Origin of the sequence: Qipengyuania sp. (genome assembly GCF_048550555.1) — a bacterium.
In the GTDB taxonomy this organism is placed as follows: domain Bacteria; phylum Pseudomonadota; class Alphaproteobacteria; order Sphingomonadales; family Sphingomonadaceae; genus Qipengyuania.
In genome coordinates this window covers 15089-36251 of record NZ_JBLYYF010000028.1, presented here as the reverse complement: position 1 = coordinate 36251, position 21163 = coordinate 15089, and the positions used below count along the sequence as shown (strand labels likewise).

19 protein-coding genes are annotated in these 21163 nt (G+C 66.7%); 11 read left to right on the top strand and 8 right to left on the bottom strand.

What is annotated here, in order from left to right; all coding sequences use genetic code 11:
* Positions 1-307: 307 nt before the first annotated feature.
* The 3 genes from ACN4E0_RS06950 to tpiA form a co-directional block, all read right to left on the bottom strand.
* Complete coding sequence (locus tag ACN4E0_RS06950) at positions 308-1942, bottom strand: CTP synthase (protein ID WP_419566787.1); 1635 nt, start codon at positions 1940-1942, stop codon at positions 308-310.
* Between the two features lie 104 nt (positions 1943-2046).
* The gene (gene secG / locus ACN4E0_RS06945) at positions 2047-2403 is read right to left on the bottom strand and encodes a preprotein translocase subunit SecG (protein WP_419566786.1); all 357 of its coding nucleotides are present in this window, start codon (positions 2401-2403) and stop codon (positions 2047-2049) included.
* Between the two features lie 78 nt (positions 2404-2481).
* Complete coding sequence (gene tpiA, locus ACN4E0_RS06940; protein WP_419566785.1) at positions 2482-3243, bottom strand: triose-phosphate isomerase; 762 nt, start codon at positions 3241-3243, stop codon at positions 2482-2484.
* A gap of 195 nt (positions 3244-3438) precedes the next feature.
* On the opposite strand from tpiA, the gene ACN4E0_RS06935 reads away from it, so the two are divergent.
* The 8 genes from ACN4E0_RS06935 (at position 3439) to lexA (ending at position 11972) form a co-directional block, all read left to right on the top strand.
* On the top strand, positions 3439-5373 hold the full coding sequence (locus ACN4E0_RS06935; protein WP_419566784.1) for a SurA N-terminal domain-containing protein: 1935 nt from the start codon (positions 3439-3441) through the stop codon (positions 5371-5373).
* Positions 5374-5380: 7 nt separating this feature from the next.
* Complete coding sequence (gene trpE, locus ACN4E0_RS06930) at positions 5381-6880, top strand: anthranilate synthase component I (protein WP_419566783.1); 1500 nt, start codon at positions 5381-5383, stop codon at positions 6878-6880.
* A complete protein-coding gene (locus ACN4E0_RS06925; protein WP_419566782.1) occupies positions 6877-7713 on the top strand; it encodes a phosphodiester glycosidase family protein in 837 nt (278 codons plus the stop codon). The genes trpE and ACN4E0_RS06925 overlap by 4 nt, the downstream gene beginning before the upstream one ends.
* Entirely contained in the window at positions 7710-8672 is a 963-nt protein-coding gene (pip, locus tag ACN4E0_RS06920; protein ID WP_419566781.1) for a prolyl aminopeptidase, read from the top strand. Before ACN4E0_RS06925 ends, pip begins: the two co-directional genes overlap by 4 nt.
* Before the next feature lie 76 nt (positions 8673-8748).
* A complete protein-coding gene (locus ACN4E0_RS06915) occupies positions 8749-9363 on the top strand; it encodes an anthranilate synthase component II (RefSeq protein WP_419566780.1) in 615 nt (204 codons plus the stop codon).
* On the top strand, positions 9360-10352 hold the full coding sequence (trpD, locus tag ACN4E0_RS06910; RefSeq protein ID WP_419566779.1) for an anthranilate phosphoribosyltransferase: 993 nt from the start codon (positions 9360-9362) through the stop codon (positions 10350-10352). Before ACN4E0_RS06915 ends, trpD begins: the two co-directional genes overlap by 4 nt.
* A 1-nt stretch (position 10353) precedes the next feature.
* The gene (gene trpC, locus ACN4E0_RS06905) at positions 10354-11139 is read left to right on the top strand and encodes an indole-3-glycerol phosphate synthase TrpC (protein WP_419566778.1); all 786 of its coding nucleotides are present in this window, start codon (positions 10354-10356) and stop codon (positions 11137-11139) included.
* A gap of 143 nt (positions 11140-11282) precedes the next feature.
* On the top strand, positions 11283-11972 hold the full coding sequence (lexA, locus tag ACN4E0_RS06900; protein ID WP_419566777.1) for a transcriptional repressor LexA: 690 nt from the start codon (positions 11283-11285) through the stop codon (positions 11970-11972).
* Between the two features lie 15 nt (positions 11973-11987).
* Here the strand turns inward: lexA and ACN4E0_RS06895 are convergent, their stop codons facing one another.
* Positions 11988-14171 (bottom strand): ComEC/Rec2 family competence protein, encoded by a 2184-nt coding sequence (locus ACN4E0_RS06895; RefSeq protein WP_419566776.1) that lies wholly within the window; start codon positions 14169-14171, stop codon positions 11988-11990.
* Positions 14172-14199: 28 nt separating this feature from the next.
* Between ACN4E0_RS06895 and gltX the strand changes: the two genes are divergently transcribed.
* The 3 genes from gltX to ACN4E0_RS06880 are packed head-to-tail and all read left to right on the top strand — an operon-like array spanning position 14200 to position 17138.
* The gene (gltX, locus tag ACN4E0_RS06890; protein ID WP_419566775.1) at positions 14200-15648 is read left to right on the top strand and encodes a glutamate--tRNA ligase; all 1449 of its coding nucleotides are present in this window, start codon (positions 14200-14202) and stop codon (positions 15646-15648) included.
* A gap of 10 nt (positions 15649-15658) precedes the next feature.
* Positions 15659-16945, top strand: coding sequence for a citrate synthase (locus ACN4E0_RS06885; RefSeq protein ID WP_419566774.1), 1287 nt, complete (start codon positions 15659-15661; stop codon positions 16943-16945).
* Between the two features lies 1 nt (position 16946).
* Entirely contained in the window at positions 16947-17138 is a 192-nt protein-coding gene (locus ACN4E0_RS06880) for a hypothetical protein (RefSeq protein ID WP_221603984.1), read from the top strand.
* On the opposite strand, the gene ACN4E0_RS06875 is transcribed toward ACN4E0_RS06880, so the two are convergent.
* The 4 genes from ACN4E0_RS06875 to ACN4E0_RS06860 form a co-directional block, all read right to left on the bottom strand.
* Entirely contained in the window at positions 17139-18539 is a 1401-nt protein-coding gene (locus ACN4E0_RS06875; protein ID WP_419566773.1) for a sensor histidine kinase, read from the bottom strand.
* Positions 18540-18541: 2 nt separating this feature from the next.
* Positions 18542-19504, bottom strand: a complete 963-nt coding sequence (locus ACN4E0_RS06870) for a hypothetical protein (RefSeq protein WP_419566772.1) — start codon at positions 19502-19504, stop codon at positions 18542-18544.
* Between the two features lie 35 nt (positions 19505-19539).
* On the bottom strand, positions 19540-20718 hold the full coding sequence (locus tag ACN4E0_RS06865; protein ID WP_419566771.1) for a hypothetical protein: 1179 nt from the start codon (positions 20716-20718) through the stop codon (positions 19540-19542).
* Between the two features lie 87 nt (positions 20719-20805).
* Entirely contained in the window at positions 20806-21102 is a 297-nt protein-coding gene (locus tag ACN4E0_RS06860; protein WP_419566770.1) for an Hpt domain-containing protein, read from the bottom strand.
* Positions 21103-21163 lie beyond the last annotated feature (61 nt).

Genomic DNA, 21163 nt, shown 5'->3' with positions numbered 1-21163 from the left:
ACTGGAAACGAATAGGGGGCGGAACTTGGGTTCCGCCCCCGCGACGCATGACGCCGCCTAACCTCGAAATCGACCGTCCGGGTCGCAGAAGACGATCGTCATCGAGGCAAGCCCCACCGCTTGCGCGCGAAGCGTTGTCTCGTGAATTCACGCCTTTGGAGCGGGAATGCGGTGCATCCTGCATCAGATATAACAAAAGATAAACCCGCCAGCGCAGCGTACGCGGATTTTGTCGCATGGTTACAAGCACCCGTGACTCTCTCGCCAAGAAAATCAGCGACTTAGGAAAAGCCGCTGACAACTCGGCTCAGACGAGGCGGGCTTGATCGAGCGCCGCGCCGACGAAACCTGCGAACAGCGGATGAGGATCGAAGGGCTTGGACTTGAGCTCGGGATGGAACTGCACGCCGATGAACCAAGGATGGTCGGGCCGCTCGACGATTTCGGGCAGCAGGCCGTCGGGCGACATGCCTGAGAAGATCAGGCCCTGCTTTTCGAGCGGGTCGACATAGGCGCCGTTGACCTCGTAGCGATGGCGATGGCGTTCGGAAATCGTCGTCGCGCCGCCATAGATGCTCGACACATGGCTGTTGGCCGCCAGCGTCGCGTCGTAAGCGCCGAGCCGCATCGTGCCGCCGAGATCGCCCCCGGCCTCGCGCGTCTGCAACCCCTCTTCGGTCATCCATTCGGTGATGATCCCGACCACCGGTTCCTCGGTCTCCCCGAATTCGGTCGAGGAGGCCCTGGCGAATCCCGCCGAACGGGCCGCCTCGATGCAGGCCATCTGCATGCCGAGACATATCCCGAGGAAGGGCACCTTGCGTTCGCGGGCGAAGCGGACCGCGGCGATCTTGCCCTCGCTGCCGCGTTCGCCGAAACCGCCGGGGACGAGGATCGCGTGCATCGGTTCGAGCCGCGCGGCGATCTCGCTATCGTCGCCTTCGAAGACCTCGGCGTCGATCCACTTGATGTTCACCTTGACCCGGTGGGCCATGCCGCCGTGGACCAGCGCCTCGTTGAGCGACTTGTACGCATCCTGCAGGCCGACATACTTGCCGACCACGCCGATCGTCACCTCGCCCTCGGGATTCGAATGGCGGTCGACCACGTCGTACCAGCGCGACAGGTCTGGGTCAGGCGCATCGGTGATGCCGAAGGCGCGCAGGACCTCGGTATCGAGACCTTCGCCATGATACTGCAGCGGAACCGAATAGATCGAGGGTGCATCGAGCGCGGGAATGACCGCTTCCTTGCGAACGTTGCAGAAATTGGCGATCTTCTGGCGTTCGCTATCGGGGATCGGATGCTCGGCGCGGCACAGCAGCACGTCGGGCTTGATCCCGAGACTGGCGAGTTCGCGCACCGAGTGCTGCGTCGGCTTGGTCTTCAGCTCGCCCGCCGCCGCGATATAGGGCACCAACGTGACGTGGACGCTGAGCGTCTGCCACGGTTCGAGATCGTTCCGCAGCTGGCGGATCGCCTCCATGAAGGGCAGGCCCTCGATGTCGCCGACCGTCCCGCCGATCTCGCAGAGGATGAAATCATGGTCGTCCTGCCCGGCGAGCGCGAAGGCCTTGATCTCGTCGGTGACGTGCGGGACCACCTGGACGGTGGCGCCGAGATAGTCGCCGCGGCGCTCCTTGGCGATGATGTCCTGATAGATCCGGCCCGAGGTGATGTTGTCGCCCTGGTGTGCCGAAACGCCGGTGAAGCGCTCGTAATGACCGAGGTCGAGATCGGTCTCGGCCCCGTCGTCGGTGACGTAGACCTCGCCGTGCTGATAGGGGGACATCGTCCCCGGATCGACGTTGAGATAGGGGTCGAATTTCCGGATGCGGACCTTGTAGCCACGCGCCTGAAGGAGGGCAGCGAGCGATGCTGCCATGAGACCTTTGCCAAGCGAGGAGACCACGCCGCCGGTGATAAAGATATACCGCGCCATGGGAGTCGGGCCTTAAGCTGAAGGGTTGAGTCGGGGCAAGCACAAACAGGTGCAAATCGCGCCGCGAGCGCGACGCAATCCACAGGCCTGCACCTAGAATTCGGTTATTCGGCTACGTCGGCCAGCGGATCGTCGCCGGCCGGGGTACCCTCGCCCGTCGTCGCCGGGCCGAGCGGGTCGGCCGGTGCCGCCGGAGCCACCGTCCGGTCGAGCGTCGATTCGATGGCGTCGCTGCCGGTGGTTTCGACCGCGACCGCGGCGAGCGCGATCGACAGGACGACGAAGGCCACCGCGAGCCATTTGGTCGAACGGGTCAGGAAGTCAGCTGCACCGCGCGCGCTCAGCATGCCCGAGGGGCTGCCGCCGACACCGAGGCCGCCCCCTTCGGAGCGCTGCATCAGGATGACACCGACAAGCGCGGCTGCGACGATCGCCTGGACGACGGTGAGAAACAGGAACATGCGGATACTCTTGGAACTGCGATAGCGGGGGTCACGCGCATTTAGGCACGTGCGGGGCAAACGGCAAGCGTGGCGGGATCAGACCTCTTCGGTCTCCGAGGCGCCGACCACGATGCCGAGAAAGTTCTCGGCCGAAAGGCTGGCGCCGCCGACCAGCGCGCCGCCGACTTCGGGCGTCGCGAGGATTTCGCGCGCATTGTCCGGCTTGACCGAACCGCCGTAGAGAATGCGCACCTGCGCCGAGGCTTCCGCACCGTAGGTCTCGTCGAGCAAGCCGCGGATCGCTCCATGCATGGCGGCGATATCGTCGGTGGTCGCGGTCCGTCCGGTGCCGATCGCCCAGATCGGCTCATAGGCGATCGTCAGCCGGTCGGCGGGATCCTGGAATGCGGGCAGCGCCGCCTTGAGCTGCGCCAGCACGAAGGCTTCCGTCTCGCCCGCATCGCGCGTTTCGAGCGTTTCGCCGCAGCACAGGATCACCCGCAGGCCGGCATCGAGCGCCGATTCGATCTTGGCATTGATCAGTTCGTCGGTTTCGCCATGGTCCTGGCGCCGCTCGCTATGGCCGAGGATGACGAATTTCGCGCCCGCATCGGCGATCATCGAGGCGTTGATGTCGCCGGTGTGCGCGCCTTCCGCTCCGGGGTAGCAGTCCTGCGCGCCGACGCCGATCTGCTCGGCTTCCTTGTGGACCGCGTGAATCAGCGTGTAGGGCGGGGCCACAGCCACCTCCACCTTCATGTAGCGCTGCGCGGCACGGTCGATGGCGCGTGCTTCGGAAAGCATCGCGCGCGTGCCGTTCATTTTCCAGTTTCCGACGATATAGGGCCGTTCGGCCATGGGTAAGTCCTGCGAATTATCTGAATCTGTCGCCCGCTATACGGGCCGGGGGATTGGCTCCGCTAGCCAAGGTTTGATCGCACGTCAAAACCCTTTGCAACCTGTTGCCGGGAGGTCGCAGGGCGGATAAAGCGCCCCAACCCAACCAGGCCCCGCCTGATCGACAGCCGCCAGATACGGGATAGCCCGCACGTCATGTTCCAGTTCTTTCGCAACTTCTTCAAGACCAAGCTCGGCCTCGCGATCTCGCTGGCCTTCCTCGGTCTGATCGCCCTCGCCTTTGCCAGCGCCGATGTTTCCGGCAGCGGCGCATTCGGCGGAATTGCTGGCGGCGATCGCGTGGCCGTCGTCGGAGACGAGAAGATATCCACCGCCGATCTGGTTCGCGGGGCGAATAACGGCCACGAGAGGCTGCGGCAGGAACAGCCGACCGCGACGATGCAGGCTTTCCTGCGCGAAGGCGGTCTCGATAGCGCGCTCGATTCCCTGATCGGCCGCGCCGCGCTCAAGGAATACGCCGAAGAGCATGGCATCCGCGTCGGCGACAATCTCATCAACAGCGAAATCCGCATGATCCCGGCCTTCCGCGGCCCCGACGGCAATTTCAGCGAGGACATCTACCGTCAGACCCTCTCGCAGCAGCGCCTGACCGACGCGCAGGTCCGCGACGATCTCGGTGTCGGCCTGCTGTCTCAGCAATTGCTGATCCCGGCCGGCTTCGGCGCAACCGTCCCCGACAAGCTCGCCTATCGCTATGCGCAGCTTTTCAAGGAACGCCGCAAGGGCGAGGTCGCGCTGCTCCCGGCGGCGACCTATGCACCGGCTGGCAAGGCCGACCCCAAGGTTCTGCGCGCCTATTACCAGAAGAACCGCGATGCCTTCGTCCGCCCCGAGCGCCGGACGATCCGCTTCGCCACTTTCGATTCGAACGCGCTGGGAGATCGCATCGAGCCGACCGATGCAGAGATCGCCGCACGCTACAAGCGCGACGCCAAGCAATATGCCGCCAGCGAGACGCGGGACGTGACCCAGGTCATCGTGCCGACGGAAGCCGCTGCCGATGCCATCCGCAAGCGCGTGGTCGCCGGCGAGTCCTTCGAAGCCGTCGCACGCGAGGCCGGCCTGCGCGCCGCGCCGGTGGTCGACGTGCTGCGCGAAGGCCTCTCGGCACAGGCCTCGCCTGCCGTGGCCGCCGCCTATTTCACTGCAACGCGCGGTTCGATGACCAAGCCGGCGCGTAGCCCGCTCGGCTGGCACATCGCGCGCATCGATGCCGTCGACTCGACTCCGGCGCGGACGCTGGCCCAAGCCCGCGACGAGATCTCCACCGCACTGCGCGAGGAAAAGCGCGTTCATGGCCTGGCCGATCTCGCCAGCGAAATCGAGGAACAGCTCGACGACGGCGCGACGCTGGCCGAAGTCGCCAAGGATCTCGATCTCGATCTCCAAAGCACCGAGCCGGCGGTCGCCGACGGCCGCATCTTCGCGTCGCCCGACCAGTCGGTGCCCGAAGTGCTGCGTCCCGCGCTCGCCACCGCCTTCCAGATGGAGGTGGAAGAGCCCGAGATCGCGCCGGTGGAAAGCGGCCAGACCTACCTCGTCTACGAAGTCAGCGACATCGTTCCTGCCGCGGCGGCTCCCTATGACGAGATCGCAAAGCTCGTCGAGGCGCGCTGGCGCGCGAGCGAGGGGATGAAAGCCGCCCAGGCGGCCGCCGACCGCGTGATGGCGCGCGTCCGTGGAGGCAAGTCCATGGCCGAGGCGCTGGCCGCCGAGGACCGCCGCGTGCCCCCCGCGCAGAAGATCGACATGACCCGCGAAGACCTCGCCCGCCAGCGCGAGCGCCGCATCCCGCCCCCGATCGCCCTGCTGTTCAGCATGGCCGAAGGGACGACCAAGAAACTCGACGCGGGCGGGAATGCCGGCTTCTTCGTGATCAAGGTCGACGACATCGCGATGGACGATATCGCCAGGGACGATCCGCTGATCGAGCAGGCGCACCGGCAGATGGGCCCGCTCCTCGGCGACGAATATGCCCAGCAGTTCGGCAAGGCGATGCGCGAAGAACTGGGCGTTTCGCGCAATCCGACGGCGATCGAGGCCGTGCGCAAGCAGCTGACCGGAAACTGAGGCGCGTTTGAATAGCGGCCTGAAAGGCGTCGGACGGGCACGGGCGGCACTGGCGAGAGGCAAGCCGGCGCTGGTCTGGCGCGAGATCGTCGCCGATACCGAGACCCCGGTTGGCGCAGCGCTCAAGCTGTTCGAACCGGGACGCGGCGACTTCCTGCTCGAATCGGTCGAAGGCGGCGAGATCCGAGGGCGCTACAGCCTCCTGGGTCTCGACCCCGACCTCATCTTCCGCGCCACGGGCGAAAGTGGCGAGATCAATGCCAGATGGGGGCAGACGCGAGATGCCTTCGTCGCTTGCGAACAGGGCACGCTGGATAGCCTGAGGGCCCTGGTCGAATCCTGTCGCTGCGAAGTGCCCGAGGAATTGCCCCCTGCCCTCGCCTGCCTCGTCGGCCATTTCGGCTACGAGACCATCGGCTTGGTCGAAAAGCTTCCGCGCCCTTCCGCGGACCCGCTCGAAGTGCCCGACATGCTGTTCGTGCGGCCCACGGTGCTGCTGGTGTTCGACCGACTGAGCGACGCGTTGTTCTGCATCGCACCGGTATGGCAAGACGCTTCGATCGAGCAGGCGGGCGAGCGGATCGACGAAGTACTGCGGCGGCTGGTGCGTGCCACACCGGAAGATCGCCTGGACGCCGCGCAGCATCCCGAACCCGCGCTCGCCCCGACCATGCCGGCACAGGACTATGCGGCGATGGTGGCGCGCGCGAAGGAGTACATCGAGGCGGGCGACATCTTCCAGGTGGTGCTGTCGCAGCGCTTCACCTCGCCCTTCGCGTTGCCGCCGATGGCGCTCTATCGCGCGCTACGCCGGGTCAATCCCTCGCCCTTCCTCTATTTCCTCGACATGCCCGGCTTCGCCATAGTCGGTTCGAGCCCCGAAATCCTCGTGCGCGTGCGCGACGGCGAGGTCACGATCCGACCCATCGCCGGAACCCGTCCGCGCGGCGCGACGCAGGCCGCCGATCGGCTCGCCGAGCAGGAACTGCTGTCCGACCCGAAAGAGCGCGCCGAGCACTTGATGCTGCTCGACCTGGGACGCAACGACGTCGGCCGCGTCGCGCGATGCGGCAGCGTCACCGTCACCGAGAGCTTCACCGTCGAACGCTACAGCCACGTCATGCACATCGTCAGCAATGTCACAGGCAAGCTCGACCCGGCGAAGGATGCGATCGATGCGCTCTTCGCGGGCTTCCCCGCAGGCACCGTAAGCGGTGCGCCCAAGGTGCGCGCGTGCGAGATCATCGCCGAGCTCGAGCCCGCCACGCGGGGCCCCTATGCCGGCGGCGTGGGCTATTTCGCGCCCGACGGATCGGTCGACAGCTGCATCGTGCTGCGCACCGCGGTGGTCAAGGACGGCACGATGCACGTCCAGGCCGGCGCGGGGATAGTCGCGGACAGCGATCCCGCCTATGAACAGAGAGAATGCGAAGCGAAGGCGAGCGCGCTGCTCGCCGCGGCGAAGGAAGCCGTCCGCCTCGCGAAGGAGCCCGGATTCGGCCAATGAAGATTGCTATCGCCGCGCTGGCGCTGCTGGCGCTGACTGCCTGTGAAGCCCAGCCCGAGGGCGAGCCCGTCGCCCGCGCACGGATCGACGGCAAGGCGCAGGATGCCGCGCCCTCGCCCGAGCCGAGTCCCAGCGAAACGCTTGCCAGCCAGGTCGAGAGCGCCTGTCGCTCGATCATTTTCGAAGACACCCCGCTGACCCATTGCCTTGCCGTGCCCGAGCGCAACACGATCGAAATGGCGCTCGGCTCGAACGGCAAGCCCTATCGCAGCCTCAAGGACTTCGCCGCCGCCAGCGACGGCGAGACGATCGCCTTCGCGATGAACGCCGGGATCTTCGATTCCGAGGGCACCCCGGTCGGTTATTACGTCGAGAATGCCGAGCGGCGTCAGACGCTCGACACCGGCACGGGGTCGGGCAATTTCTACATGAAGCCGAACGGCGTCTTCTATGGCAGCGACGGCAAGTGGATGGTGCGCGAAACCGACTGGTTCCTCGCCAATGTCACCGACCGCCCGCAATTCGGCACGCAATCAGGCCCGATGCTGGTGGTCGATGGCAAGATCCACCCGCAGATCACGCATGACGGCCCCTCGCGGCTGGTACGCAATGCCGTGGGTGTGGACGACGAAGGGCGCGCCCATTTCGTCATCTCGAATGCACCGATCTCGTTCGGCAAGCTCGCCCGTTTCTACCGGAACGAACTCGAGGTGAAGAACGCTCTGTTCCTGGACGACACGGTTTCGCTGCTGTGGAACCCCTCGACCGGGCGCCTCGATACGGGCGCGCCGATCGGCCCCATCGTCGTCGTCAGGAAGAAGGCCAGCGAATGACCCAGGACCGCCGCGCGCTGTACCCCGAAATCGAACCCTACGAGACCGGCATGCTCGATGTCGGCGAGGGCCATTCGCTCTATTGGGAGCGTGTCGGCACCCCCGGCGCCAGGCCCGCGGTCTTCCTCCATGGCGGCCCCGGCGGAGGCATGGCGCCCGACCATCGCCGACAGTGGGACCCGGCGCTCTACGACGTCCTGCTGTTCGACCAGCGCGGCTGCGGCAAGTCGCTCCCCTTCGCCGAGATCGAGCACAACGACACTTGGCGGATCGTCGACGACATCGAGCGCCTGCGCGAAATGTGCGGTCACGAAAAGTGGCAGGCCTTCGGCGGCAGCTGGGGCTCGACGCTCGCGCTCGCCTATGCGCAGAAATATCCCGAGCGCGTGAGCGAACTGGTGCTGCGCGGCGTCTTCCTCGCGCGTCAGCAGGAAAAGACCTGGCTCTACAGCTATGGCGCGAGCGAGGTGATGGCCGAGCAATGGGACCAGTTCACCGGGCTCATCCCCGAGGACGAGCGCGGCGATCTCGTTCGCGCCTATTACGAGCGCCTGACCAGCGATGACGAGGCAACGCGCCTCGCCGCTGCGCGCGAATGGTCGCTGTGGGAGGGCAATGTCGCCACGCTGCTGCCGAATGCAGAACTGCTCGAAAGCTTCGGCGATCCGGCCAAGGCAGTCCCCTTCGCCCGCATCTGCGCGCGCTTCTTCCTCGAGGACTTCTTCCTTAAGGAAAACGAACTGCTGGAAAATGTCGACAAGCTCGCCGGCATTCCCGGGATCATCGTCCAGGGCAGGCACGACATCTGCACCCCGCCGAGTGCAGCATGGGCGCTCAAAAAGGCCTGGCCCGAAGCCGAATTGTGGATCGTCCCCGATGCCGGCCACAGCGCCGGCGAGCCGGGCATCGTCGACGGCCTCGTCCGAGCGACCGATCAGCTGGCCGGCAAAACGGCGTGACGTCATATCGACGTTTCGCGTCTCGCAGCTTTCCTTGCTTGAAAGGCTAGCGTCACCGCCCCATTGACGCCGGAACATGACCGACAGACGTTCCATTCTCGTAATCGACAATTACGACAGCTTCACCTTCAACCTCGTCCATTACCTGATGGAGCTGGGTGCAGGCGTGGAGGTGGTGCGCAATGACGCCATTTCGGCGGGGCAGGCGCTGTCGAGCGGCGCGGCGGGGTTCCTGATCTCGCCCGGTCCCTGCACGCCGAACGAGGCGGGGGTCAGCCTAGACCTCGTGGCGGCATGCGCCGAGGCGGGCAAGCCGCTGCTCGGCGTCTGCCTCGGCCACCAGGCGATCGGCCAGCATTTCGGCGGACGCGTGCTGCGTGGCGGGCTGATGCATGGCAAGACCTCGCCCGTCACGCATGACGGCAGCGGCATCTTCGCCGGGCTGCCCTCGCCCTATATTGCGACGCGCTACCACTCGCTCGTCGTCGAGGACATTCCCGACTGCCTGGTGGTCAATGCGACCAGCGAGACCCCCGGGCTCGACGGCAGCAGCGTGATGGGCTTCCGCCATCGCGAGCTGCCGATCCACGGCGTCCAGTTCCACCCCGAAAGCATCGCCACCGAGCACGGCCATGCGCTGCTCGCCAATTTCCTCGAAATCTGCGGCATCGCCGCGAAGGTCCCCGCATGAAGAGCCTCCCCGACGCCAGGCAGCATCTCGGCGAGGCGGAGGCCGAGGAGATCTTCGGCTGGATCCTCGACGGCGAGACATCCGACGAAGAGATCGCGCGCTTCCTCGTCGACATGTCCGCGCGCAGCGAGACCTCGGACGAGATCGCCGGGGCCGCGCGGGCGCTGAGGGCGCGGCTTATCCCGGTCGATGCCCCCGAGGGCACGGTCGACTGCTGCGGTACCGGCGGCGACGGCCATCACACGCTCAACGTCTCGACCGCCGTCAGCCTCGTCGTGGCGGCCTGCGGCGTGCCCGTGGCCAAGCACGGCAACCGCGCGGCGAGCAGCAAGGCGGGCGCGGCCGATACGCTCGAAGCGCTCGGCCTCGACATGGAAGCGGCGGGAAGAAGCGCCGAGAAGACACTGGCGGAACTGGGAATTTGCTTCCTATTCGCCAAGAACCATCATCCCGCCATGGGCCGCATCCAGCCCATCCGCCAGACGCTCGGCGTGCGCACCATCTTCAATCTGATGGGGCCGCTGTCGAACCCCGCCGGCGTGCGGCGCCAGCTGATCGGGATCGCGCGGCCCGCCTATGTCCCGATCTATGCTGCGGCCAAGGCCAAACTGGGCACCGAACGCACCTTCATCGCCTCGGGCGACGAGGGACTCGACGAGCTCAGTCTCGCCGGCGGCAACGAACTCGCCGACGTGATCGATCACGATTTCGAAATGCGCCGCGTGGTCGCGGTGCAGGCGAACCTGCCGCATGCGCCGGTCGAGGCGATCCGGGGCGGCGATCCGCAGCATAATGCGCGGGCGCTGCAGGCGCTGCTGATGGGCGCGCCCGGCCCCTATCGCGACGCGGTGCTGTTCAACGCCGCCGCGACGCTGATCGTCGCCGGACGCACCGACGACTGGACCGAGGGTGCCGAGATCGCTGCAGAAGCGCTCGATTCGGGCAAGGCCAAGGAATTGCTCGAACGCTGGATCGAAATGGCAGCCTGACATGAACAAGCTCGACGAAATCTGCGCGACGAAGCGCGAAGAATTGGCGACGCGCAAGGCGGCCCGGTCGCTCGCCGAACTGGAAGCGCTCGCCGCCGGCCAATCCGCGCCGCGAGGGTTCCGCGCCGCGCTGGCTCGCGCGCAGCAGAACGGCTTCGGGCTGATCGCCGAAGTCAAGAAAGCATCGCCCTCCAAGGGCCTGATTCGCGAAGACTTTCACCCGGCGCACCATGCCCGTTCCTATGCCGAGGGCGGCGCCGCCTGTCTCTCGGTGCTGACCGACGCCCCCTATTTCCAGGGTCACGAGGACTACCTGGTCGAAGCGCGCGCCGCCTGCGAACTGCCCGTGCTGCGCAAGGACTTCATGGTCGATCCCTGGCAGGTGCTCGAAGCCCGTGCGATCGGCGCCGATGCGATCCTGATCATCGTCGCCGCGCTCGACGACGCGCTGATGGCCGAAATCGAGGCCGCCGCCTTCGACCAGAGTATGGACGTGCTGGTCGAGGTCCATGACGAGGCCGAAATGGAACGCGCTTCGCGGCTGCGCTCGCGCCTGATCGGGGTCAACAACCGCGATTTGCGGACCTTCACCACCGACCTCGCGACGACCGAAAGGCTCGCCCGGCTCGCGCCCGAAGACGCATTGCTGGTGGGAGAGAGCGGCATCGCGACGCATTCGGATTGCCAGCGACTCGCGCGAAGCGGCGTCCGCTCCTTCCTCGTCGGCGAAAGCCTGATGCGGCAAGCCGATGTCGCGCAGGCGACGCGGGCCCTGCTGGAAGGCTGACGTCGCAAGGGGCAAAGCGTGAACGCCTGTTCCACGCGCCATCGCTGAAAAATGGCGCGATTGCTTGACTTGACGAATCGAGTTGCTTACTTGTTCCGCATTCGTTCACAGCTTTGTGAACAGGCGTAACGGGAGTTCGCACCATGCTGACCGCCAAGCAGCACGAGTTGATCCGTTTCATCCAGCAGCGGCTGGAAGAGACCGGGATCTCGCCGAGTTTCGAGGAAATGAAGGAAGCGCTCGATCTCAAGAGCAAGTCGGGCGTGCACCGCCTGATCTCCGCGCTCGAGGAACGCGGCTTCATCCGCCGCCTGCCCAACCGTGCGCGCGCACTCGAAGTGGTCAAACTGCCCGAAGACGCGGTGATGGGGTCTCCCAAGCCCGCGGCGGCCAATGACGCGGTCGACGCAGCGATGCCGACCAGGACGGTCGCTCCCGAACCCGCCAACGACATCATCGACGTGCCCCTGCACGGTCGGATCGCCGCCGGCGCCCCGATCGAGGCGATCGAAGGCCAGTCCTCGATGCCCGTGCCCGCCGCCCTGCTAGGTCCTGGCGAACATTACGCGCTCGAGGTTTCGGGCGACTCGATGATCGAGGCAGGCATTTTTGACGGCGACTTCGCGCTGGTGAAGCGCACAGACAGCGCGCGCGACGGCGAAATCGTGGTCGCACTGGTCGACAATGAGGAAGCGACGCTCAAATACCTGCGCCGCGACGCGGGCCGCATCCGACTCGATCCCGCCAACGGCGCCTACGAGCCGCAGATCTACGAAGCCCACCGGGTCCAGGTCCAGGGCAAGCTCGCGGGGCTCCTGCGCCGCTATCACTGAGTGCTCGGTGCGCGCTCACCGATTGGGCGCGCGCCACCATCCATGGGCACCCTGCTCTTGGCCCACCGTGTCGATTCGCTGGCTAGCGAGATAGATCGCCGTGCCGCCCTCGCGTTCGAGAAACCGGCGATCGGCCTTGAGCCAGCGCGGACGGCAGCTGCGCGGCAGGAAGCGCGCCGCGACGACGATATCGGCCTTCGCGCAAGCCGCGGCGAGCGCGCGCTCCTCGACCAGATCGCGATTGCGCGCGACGAGGACCGCCCAGTCGCGTCCTCCCCGTCTCAGCGACAGTACGCAGAATTCGGCGCTGCAGCGGCTCCCCGGCCATTGCTCCAGCAGTAACGGTTCGCGCATACTGCCCGCGAGTTCGAGCAGATTGTCGAGCGCATAGCCTCCCTCGCCCTCCCGCAGCACCAGCAGACGCTCGCTCTCGTTCGCCACGCCGATATCGCGCCCGTCGCGCGTGATCAGGATATCGGGCACCGGGGCCAGCGCGATCAGCAGGACCGCAACCGCGATCGTTGCCAGTCCCCACATGCGATGCCGTCCGTGCCATAGCGCCAGCCACAGCGCGCCCGCCGCATAGAGCACGACCGTGCCCGTCGGGATGCGCGGCGCCAGCTTCACCGATCCGGGTTGGTCGGCGAAAAAGTGCGCGATTCCGAGCAGCGCCTCGAGCGACTGGCCGACCAGCCACCAGACCGGCCCGCCCGCCCCGACGAGGTCGAGCACAAGCGCCAGCGCCACTAACGGCATGGCAAGGAAGGTCACCAGCGGGATGGCGAGGAGATTGGCCGCCGCGCCATAGACCCCTGCCCTGTGGAAGTGGAACAGCACGATCGGCATCAGCGCCAATTCGATGACGAGGCCGGTCAGGAACAGCACCGCGGTTCGCCGGCCGGCGCGCCGCAGCCAGCTCTCCTCGCGCGGGGCCAGGAAAGTGCGAATCGCCGTCGCATTGTGCAGGGCGACGATCGCGATTACCGCCGCGAAGCTCATCTGGAAGCTCGGGCCGACAAGCGCCTCGGGCCACAGCGCGAGGACCGCGCCCGCCGCGACCGCCACCATCCGCAGCGAGAGGGGTTCGCGCCCCATCGCCAGCGCGATCAGCACCAGCAGCGCGCCGATGCAGCTGCGAACCGTGGGCACCTCGGCCCCGGTAAGCAACGTATAGCCGATCCCCGCCGCGGCAGCCGCGCCGGTTGCGACCAAGGGCAGGCGCACCCGCAGCGCGAGCCACGGCGACAGCGCCAGCAGCCTGAGCGCAAAGACATAGACGGCGGCAATGATCGCGCTGACATGCAGCCCGCTGATCGAGAGCAGGTGCGTGAGCCCCGCATCGCGCATCGCCTCCTCGTCGGCTTCGGGAATGGCGCCGCGATCCCCGCTCGCCAGCGTCGCGGCGATGGCACCGGGCGTCCCGCCGAGACTCCCCCGCACATGCGCCGACAAGCGACGCTGGATCGAAGCCAAGGACAGTCCGCTCCCAGCGGCCGGTTCGACCAGTTCGATTTCGCCGACCAGGCTCCCGGTGGCGCTGAGCCCGTCGAACCAGGCCCGGCGGGCGAAATTGTAAGCTCCCGGAACGATCGGCGGCGACGGCGGCATCAGTCGCGCCGCAAGCCGCACCCTGGCGCCCTCGCGCAGGCCCGGCCGGTCCTCGGTCAGCGGCACGTTGATCCGATAGGCCAGTGCCCGCCCGCTGGCGGGATCACGTGCCGCCAGCACCAGCCTGACGCGATCCTCGGCTGGCTGCTCCGCGCGCTCGAGGATGCGTCCGTCGATCCGCTCGAAGCGCGGCTGTTCGATCGGCTCCGCGCCGACCAGCGCCGAACGGGTCCAGACCAGTGCAATGCCGATCGCCAGCGCGAGAGCGAGCGTGACCAGCGCTGCCAGAACATGACCGCGCCCGTCTTGCCCGCGCCACGCCAGCGCCGCCGCCGTCGCGCTGGCAAGCGCGACGGAAACGGCTGCCAGCCAGTATCCGGCACCGGGAAGTGCGAACCACAGCCCGATCCCCGCCGCGAAGGCCACCACCAGCCAGGGACCGCGATCGAATTCGGCGCGTTCGAGGAACGCGTCGATCTGTGCGGGGAAACTGGACAATCCGGCGCGCATGCGCCAAGGGCGCGGCACTGTATCGCGGGCCCCCTCGTCCGCCTCCCCCATCGGTATCGAAGGCGTCCCCGGCGTCGCCATGCACAGAGTTGAAAGGAAGCGAGAGACAATGGCAAGCGATAGTGGCAGCAAGGCCCCTCCGGTCGTCACCCGCTTCGCCCCCTCGCCCACCGGCTATCTCCATATCGGCGGCGCGCGCACCGCGCTGTTCAACTGGCTCTATGCGCGCCATCATGGCGGGCGCGTGCTGCTCCGCATCGAGGATACCGACCGCAAGCGCAGCACGCAGGACGCGATCGACAAGATCATCGAGGGGCTCGACTGGCTCGGTCTCGATTTCGACGAGCCGCCGCTGTTCCAGTCCGACCGCGCCGAACGCCATGCCGAGGTCGCGCGCAAACTGCTCGAAGCCGGGCACGCCTACAAATGCTACGCCACGCCCGAGGAACTTGAGGCGATGCGTGCCGAGCAGCGCGCCAACAAGCAGCCGATGCGCTACGACCGTCGCTGGCGCGATCGCGATGAAAGCGACGCCCCCGAAGGCGCGCCCTATGTCATCCGGTTGAAGGTCCCGACCGAGGGCGAGACCACGATCGCCGACGAGGTCCAGGGCAAGGTCACCGTCCGCAATGCCGAGATCGACGATTACGTCCTGCTGCGCGCCGACGGCACCCCGACCTACATGCTCGCAGTGGTGGTCGACGACCACGACATGGGCGTCACGCATATCATTCGCGGCGACGATCACCTCAACAACGCCTTTCGCCAGTTGCCGATCATCCGCGCGATGGACGCGATCGAGGGTGGTTGGCCCGATCCGGTCTATGCGCATGTCCCGCTGATCCACGGGCCCGACGGGGCGAAGATGTCGAAGCGCCATGGCGCGGTCGGCGTCGAGGCCTATCGCGACGATGAGGGCGTGCTGCCCGAGGCTCTGTTCAACTATCTCCTGCGTCTCGGCTGGGGTCATGGCGACCGCGAAGAGATCACCAAGTCCGAGGCGGTCGAACTGTTCGACCTCGACGGCGTGGGCAAGGGTCCCGCACGCTTCGACATCAAGAAGCTGCAGAACCTCAACGGGCATTACATCCGCGCTGCGGACGATGCCCGCCTCGCCGCGATCGTCGCCGAGCGGATGGGCCAGGACGCCGATGTAGCACTGCTGACCAAGGCCATGCCCGTGCTCAAAACGCGTGCGAAGTCGATCAACGAACTCGTTGAAGGATCGGCATTTCTATTCGCCACACGCCCGCTGGAGATGACCGAAAAGGCAGCCGCGCTGATCGATGCGGAAGCGCGCGAACGGCTCGCCGGCTTGTCCAAAATGCTGCATGTGCAAAATGACTGGACAATCGAGGCGCTGGAAGCCACTACGAAATCGTATGCGGAGGCCCTCGAACTGGGTCTCGGCAAGCTCGCGCAGCCCATGCGCGCGGCGCTGACGGGCACGACGACGTCGCCCGGCATTTTCGATGTGCTGGTCCTGTTGGGCAAGGAAGAATCGCTCGCGCGTATCGATGCGCAGGCCTTTCCCGCAGGCACCGATGAGAACGAGTGAGGAGACACGCGTGGCCGACAAGCAGGCAACCCTCGATCTGGGCGATCAGACCCAGGAATTCCCCGTGCTGCAGGGCAGCGTCGGGCCCGACGTCATCGACATCCGCAAGCTCTACGGCTCGACCGGCAAGTTCACCTACGATCCGGGCTACAAGTCGACCGCCAGCTGCGAAAGCGCGCTGACCTATATCGACGGCGAAGAAGGCGTCCTGCTCCACCGCGGTTACCCGATCGGCCAGCTCGCCGAAGGGTCCTCCTTCATGGAAGTCAGCTACCTGCTGCTGAACGGCGAACTGCCGAGCCAGGAAGAACTCGACGACTTCACCTACACGATCACGCGCCACACGATGGTGCACGACCAATTGCGTCAATTCTACCAGGGTTTCCGCCGCGATGCGCACCCGATGGCGATCATGTGCGGTGTCGTCGGCGCGCTGTCGGCCTTCTATCACGACAGCACCGACATCTCCGACCCCGAGCAGCGCAAGATCGCCAGCCACCGGCTGATCGCCAAGATGCCGACGATCGCGGCGATGGCGTACAAATATTCGGTCGGCCAGCCCTTCATGCAGCCGAAGAACGAGCTCAGCTACACGGGCAACTTCCTGCGCATGACCTTCGGCGTTCCGGCCGAGGAATATGAGATCCATCCCGCGATCGAACGCGCGATGGACCGCATCTTCATCCTCCATGCCGATCACGAGCAGAACGCCTCGACCTCGACCGTGCGCCTCGCCGGTTCGTCGGGTGCCAATCCCTTCGCCTGCATCGCGGCCGGCATCGCCTGCCTGTGGGGCCCCGCGCATGGCGGCGCCAACGAGGCGGCGCTCAACATGCTGCAGGAAATCGGTTCGCCCGATCGCATCCCGCACTATATCGAGCGCGCCAAGGACAAGAACGACCCGTTCCGCCTGATGGGCTTCGGCCACCGCGTCTACAAGAACTACGATCCGCGCGCGACCGTGATGCAGCAGACGCTGCGCGAGGTATTCGACGCGCTGAACGTCAACGACCCGGTGTTCGAGACCGCGCTGAAGCTCGAGGAGCTCGCGCTCAACGACGATTACTTCAAGGAAAAGAAGCTTTTCCCGAACGTCGACTTCTACTCGGGCATCATCCTCAACGCGATCGGTTTCCCGACCACGATGTTCACCGCGCTCTTCGCCCTCGCCCGTACCGTCGGCTGGGTGGCGCAGTGGAACGAGATGATCTCCGACCCCGCGCAGGTCATCGGCCGTCCGCGCCAGCTCTACACCGGCCCGACCGAACGCGACTACGTTCCGATCGGGCAGCGCTGAGATGCGCTTCGTCCTCATGGTCTTCGGAGTGGCGCTCATGCTCTCCGGAGGCCTGTGGGCGCTTCAGGGCCTCGGCCTGGTCATGTGGCCGGCCGAGAGCTTCATGCTCGCCGAGCGCCAGTGGGCGCTCTACGGCGCGATCACCTTCCTCATCGGAGCCTTGCTGTTCTGGCGCGGTTCGCGCCGCCGCTGATCAGCGCGGCTTCTGCCGCAAATCGTCGGCCGCCGGCACCGAAAGGGTGAAGCGTGCGCCCTGCCCCGGCGCGCTTTCCACTGTCAGATCGCCGTCCATAGCGCGCGCGATTCGGCGCGAGATGTAGAGGCCGAGGCCCGAGCCGCCGTCGCCGCTGCGCCCGAGCCGCTCGAATTTCTCGAACACCCGTTCCTGCTGCTGCTCGTCGAGCCCGTGGCCTTGGTCGGCGACGGTGATCAGCGCGCGGCTGCCGATGCGGTCCAGCCGGATCCACACCTGGCTCTCGTCGGGCGAATAGCGGATCGCGTTGGCGACGAGGTTGAGCAGGATCTGCAGCACGCGGCGGAATTCGGCGATCGCGAGCTGGCTTTCGCCTTCGGGCGGGGCGACCAGCGTGATGCCCTTCTCTCGCGCCCGCACGCCGAGGATGCCGCAGGCGCGCCGGGCGACATCGGCCAGCTCGATCCGATCGGGTGCGGTCACGAAATCCTCCGATTCGACCACTTCGAGATCGGACAAATCGTCGATCAGCGCGAGCAAGTGCTGCGCGGCGGTGGCGATGTCGGCGGCATAGGAACTGTATTCGTCGGCCAGCGGACCGGCGAGCTTGGTGCGGATCGTCTCGGCATTGGCGATGATGCGGTTGATCGGCTGACGCAGGACGGGGGTCAGGTCGCGCCCGAACGAAGGCCCTTCGCTCGTTTCCGCCGCCTCACCCGCGTCGGCATTCGCCAGGGGACGATCGGCGCTCAGGTAGAGCACGAAACCCGCACTGCCCGGTTGCGGTTGCCCCAGCGGTTCGAGATGTGCGGTCCAGCTGCGCTGCGAGCCATCGATCTCGCACCGCGCCCCGTCGAGCAGGCGCCAGTGCAACGGCTGCCGGTGCGCATTGCCGGGCAGGTCGACGAAATCGGTCCAGGGCTTGCCGACATTGGCGAGCGCCTTCTGCGAGAAATCGGCGAGATCGGGCGCTTCGGTTTCCACCGACAGCAGCCGCTGGCCCGAATCGAGCCGCGCGGTGCAGTCGGCCAAATGGCGGTTGATCTCGATCCGCCGCCGCGCCGCCGCGATATCGTTCTCGGGCGGCAGGTCCTCGCTCTGCCAGCTGACCACATCGATCGTGCAGCCCGCGGCCTCGCCCGCCTCGTTTGTCAGCGGAGCGATTTCCACCCAGGCCGTAATCCGGTGCTCGCCGTCGACCGCCTCGAACTGACGCGCGAGCCTCAGGCCGAAGCGCTGGGTCTTTTCGACCAGCGCGAGGAGTTCGGGGATGGCAACCCGCGTGCCGACAGCGCCGCCGCAGGCCACCTGAAGCTGCGCGAGCGGCTCCTCGGCCTCGACGAGCCTGCCCTCGGTATCGGTCCGGGCATGCGCAAGATATCGTGTTCCGACAGTTGCCATGATCACTCGATTCCAGAAATTGATGTTTCGGCGAGCAAGCGGCGCGCCTCTTCTACCGCAAATGCGGCGACGGCCCGCTGTGGCTCGGCCTGCGGATCGAGGCGCAGCACCTGTCGCTCGACATCGCCGCTATCGAGCCCGGCGGCGCGCAAGCCCAGTGCAAGGCGAGCCGTCTGCCGGTGATTGGTCGACAGCACCGTCGCGACGCGCGACTGCCCCGAACGGGTAGCGAGCGCGGAGAGGAACAGCGCCGCCCCGGCCCGATCGATGTCGAGCGCTCGCAGACCTTCGCTGCCCATGCCCGTGACCACGCGTGCGAGGAGCGATATCCGCCCCGCCCCCTCGTCGAACGCTTCGCGCAGCTTGCTCTCGGCGCGGATCATGGCGTCGGACCGGACCTGCCCGGCATATTCGCGCCAGCCCATCAGCAGGTCGTGGAACAGATCGCCCGGCAATTCGCTGAGCGGAAGCTCCATCCGCCGCTGGCTCTGCGCGAAGCGCGCCTGGGCGGTAAGCGAGGCCATCGCCGCGCTCGCAAGGCTGGCGTCTTCATCGGCGATCAGCTCCTGCACCAGCGGCGAAAGGACCGGGTCGATGCCATATTGCACTTCCAGCTTTTCGGTCAGCTGCCATTCGATCGCCAGGGCATGGCAATGCGCCACCAGCGCCGGACTGCCGAAGAAATATTCGGCAAGGGCTGCGCCATGTCGCTCGGCAAAGGCTTCGCGCCCCGCCTGCCCCGCCGCTTCCGCCTGCGCGCGCAGCACCTGCCAGGCCAGATGCTGGCACATGCCCCGAATCCGCGCGACGATCTCGTCGCTGAACAGCGAATGGTCCGGCGTGGCCAGCAGATGCGACAGGATCGGGGCGATACGCTGGAGCGCGGCATCACCCGCCGCGAGCGCCTCGCGCAGGGTCTCCTGGTCCGAAGCGACCTCGGGGGATGCGGCATCAGGCATCGTCATGGTCCGGAAATAGCATCGCCATGGTTAATTGCGCGTTATGTCTGCGGCCCGGAAGCCAGGAACAGCGACAGCAGCACCCCCAGCGCCAGCACCCCGGCCACGGGCTGCATGATACCGAGTACGGCCGCGGGGACCAGCAGGACGGTGAGCAGCACCCGGTCGCCATAGCTGCGCCGCCAGCGTCGCGCGGCAATCCGCTCGCCCAGATGCAGCAGACCGAACAGGACCGCCGGCACGAACAGTCTCAGCCATTCGGAATCTTCGGGCGATGCGCGGGCGATCAGAATGACGAGCAGGGGATCGAGCAGGACGGTCAGGGCGCGGACGAGGAGTGGAACCTGCGGGCGCAACTGGCCGGCATGGGCGACCCTCCGAACCACTTCTTCCATCGCGAAGAACAACGCCGCCAACACGGCGAAACCGAACCCCGGGACCATCCATCCGGCGATGGCGGAGGACAAGGCGAGCAGGCCCGCGATCGCCGAGCTCAACGCGAGAATACGCGGGAGATTGCCGCCCATCGTATCCTGCGCGAGCCGCACGCCGAGGCGCTCGGCAATCGCCAATCCGGGTGCGGTGAAGGGCGCGACATCGGCATGCCCGGCTACCCAGCTGCGCTCGCGCGTCGCCAGTTCCTCGGGAGAGGGATCGCGCAGCCAGCCATGCTCGTCGAGCAGCCGCGTCTCGAGCGGGTAAGTCCGCGTACCCGACTGCAGGGCGATGCGCAGGAGCGCGGAGGGCGCATCCACGTCACCCGGCAGATGCGCCAGCTGTTCGACCGCACTCCCGCGCACCAGCAAGGCTCCCGCCCAGGCGAAATGCGCATCGATCCGCTCGTAGCCCCTTGCGATCGCCGGGTCTTCGGGAAACACGAGAACACCGGGTTTCGCCAGGTGACGCAGGACCGCCTCTTCCTCGGGCAGGACCCCAGCCTCGATGACCAGCAATTCGTCCTGGGCGGCGACGATCCCCGACAGTTTGTGCGGATCGCGCAAGGCGATGAACCGCGCCCCTGCGGCTTCAGCGCGGTGCTGCAGCGCGATCACCTCGCGCCCCACGGTCCCGGCAAGACAGGCGACCGTTTCGCAGCCTGCCGCCAGCGCGATATCGAGCTGACGATCCACGAGCCGCGCGCCTGCCAGCTTGCGGTACGGCGCGGGAACCGCGCGCGGATCGGCGGGCCGGTGGAGCACGGACAGCAGGGCGATGCGCACGCTTTACTCCGGATTGCGAGCGGGTGGTCGAAGTCTGCTTCTAGGGATGCCCTGCCCCGCTCGCCAAGGGGGCTGTGCCGGTTTCCCTCAGCCGAGAGCGCCGATAAAGGCGTCGATCCGGCGGATGACACTCGGATCGCCGGGCGCTCCCGAGCGCGCCTCGTCGGCCAGCCCCATCAGTTCGACCGCATGGAAACTCGCGGCGATGGCATGAAGGCGCTCGGCCGCGACTTCCCAGTTCGCATCGCAGCGCGCCCTGCGCAGCAGGTCGAGCTGGCGCGCCGTGCTGTCGACGAAACCGGCGCGCAACTCGTTCCTGAGAGCGAGATCGTCGCCGGCTGCGCTCGCCAGGGCGGCATCGAATGCAATGGAGTGATACGCCATCGCCACAGCCTGCACCCAATCGGTTAATGGTGGTTTAAGCCTGCCACCTTTGGTGATAGTT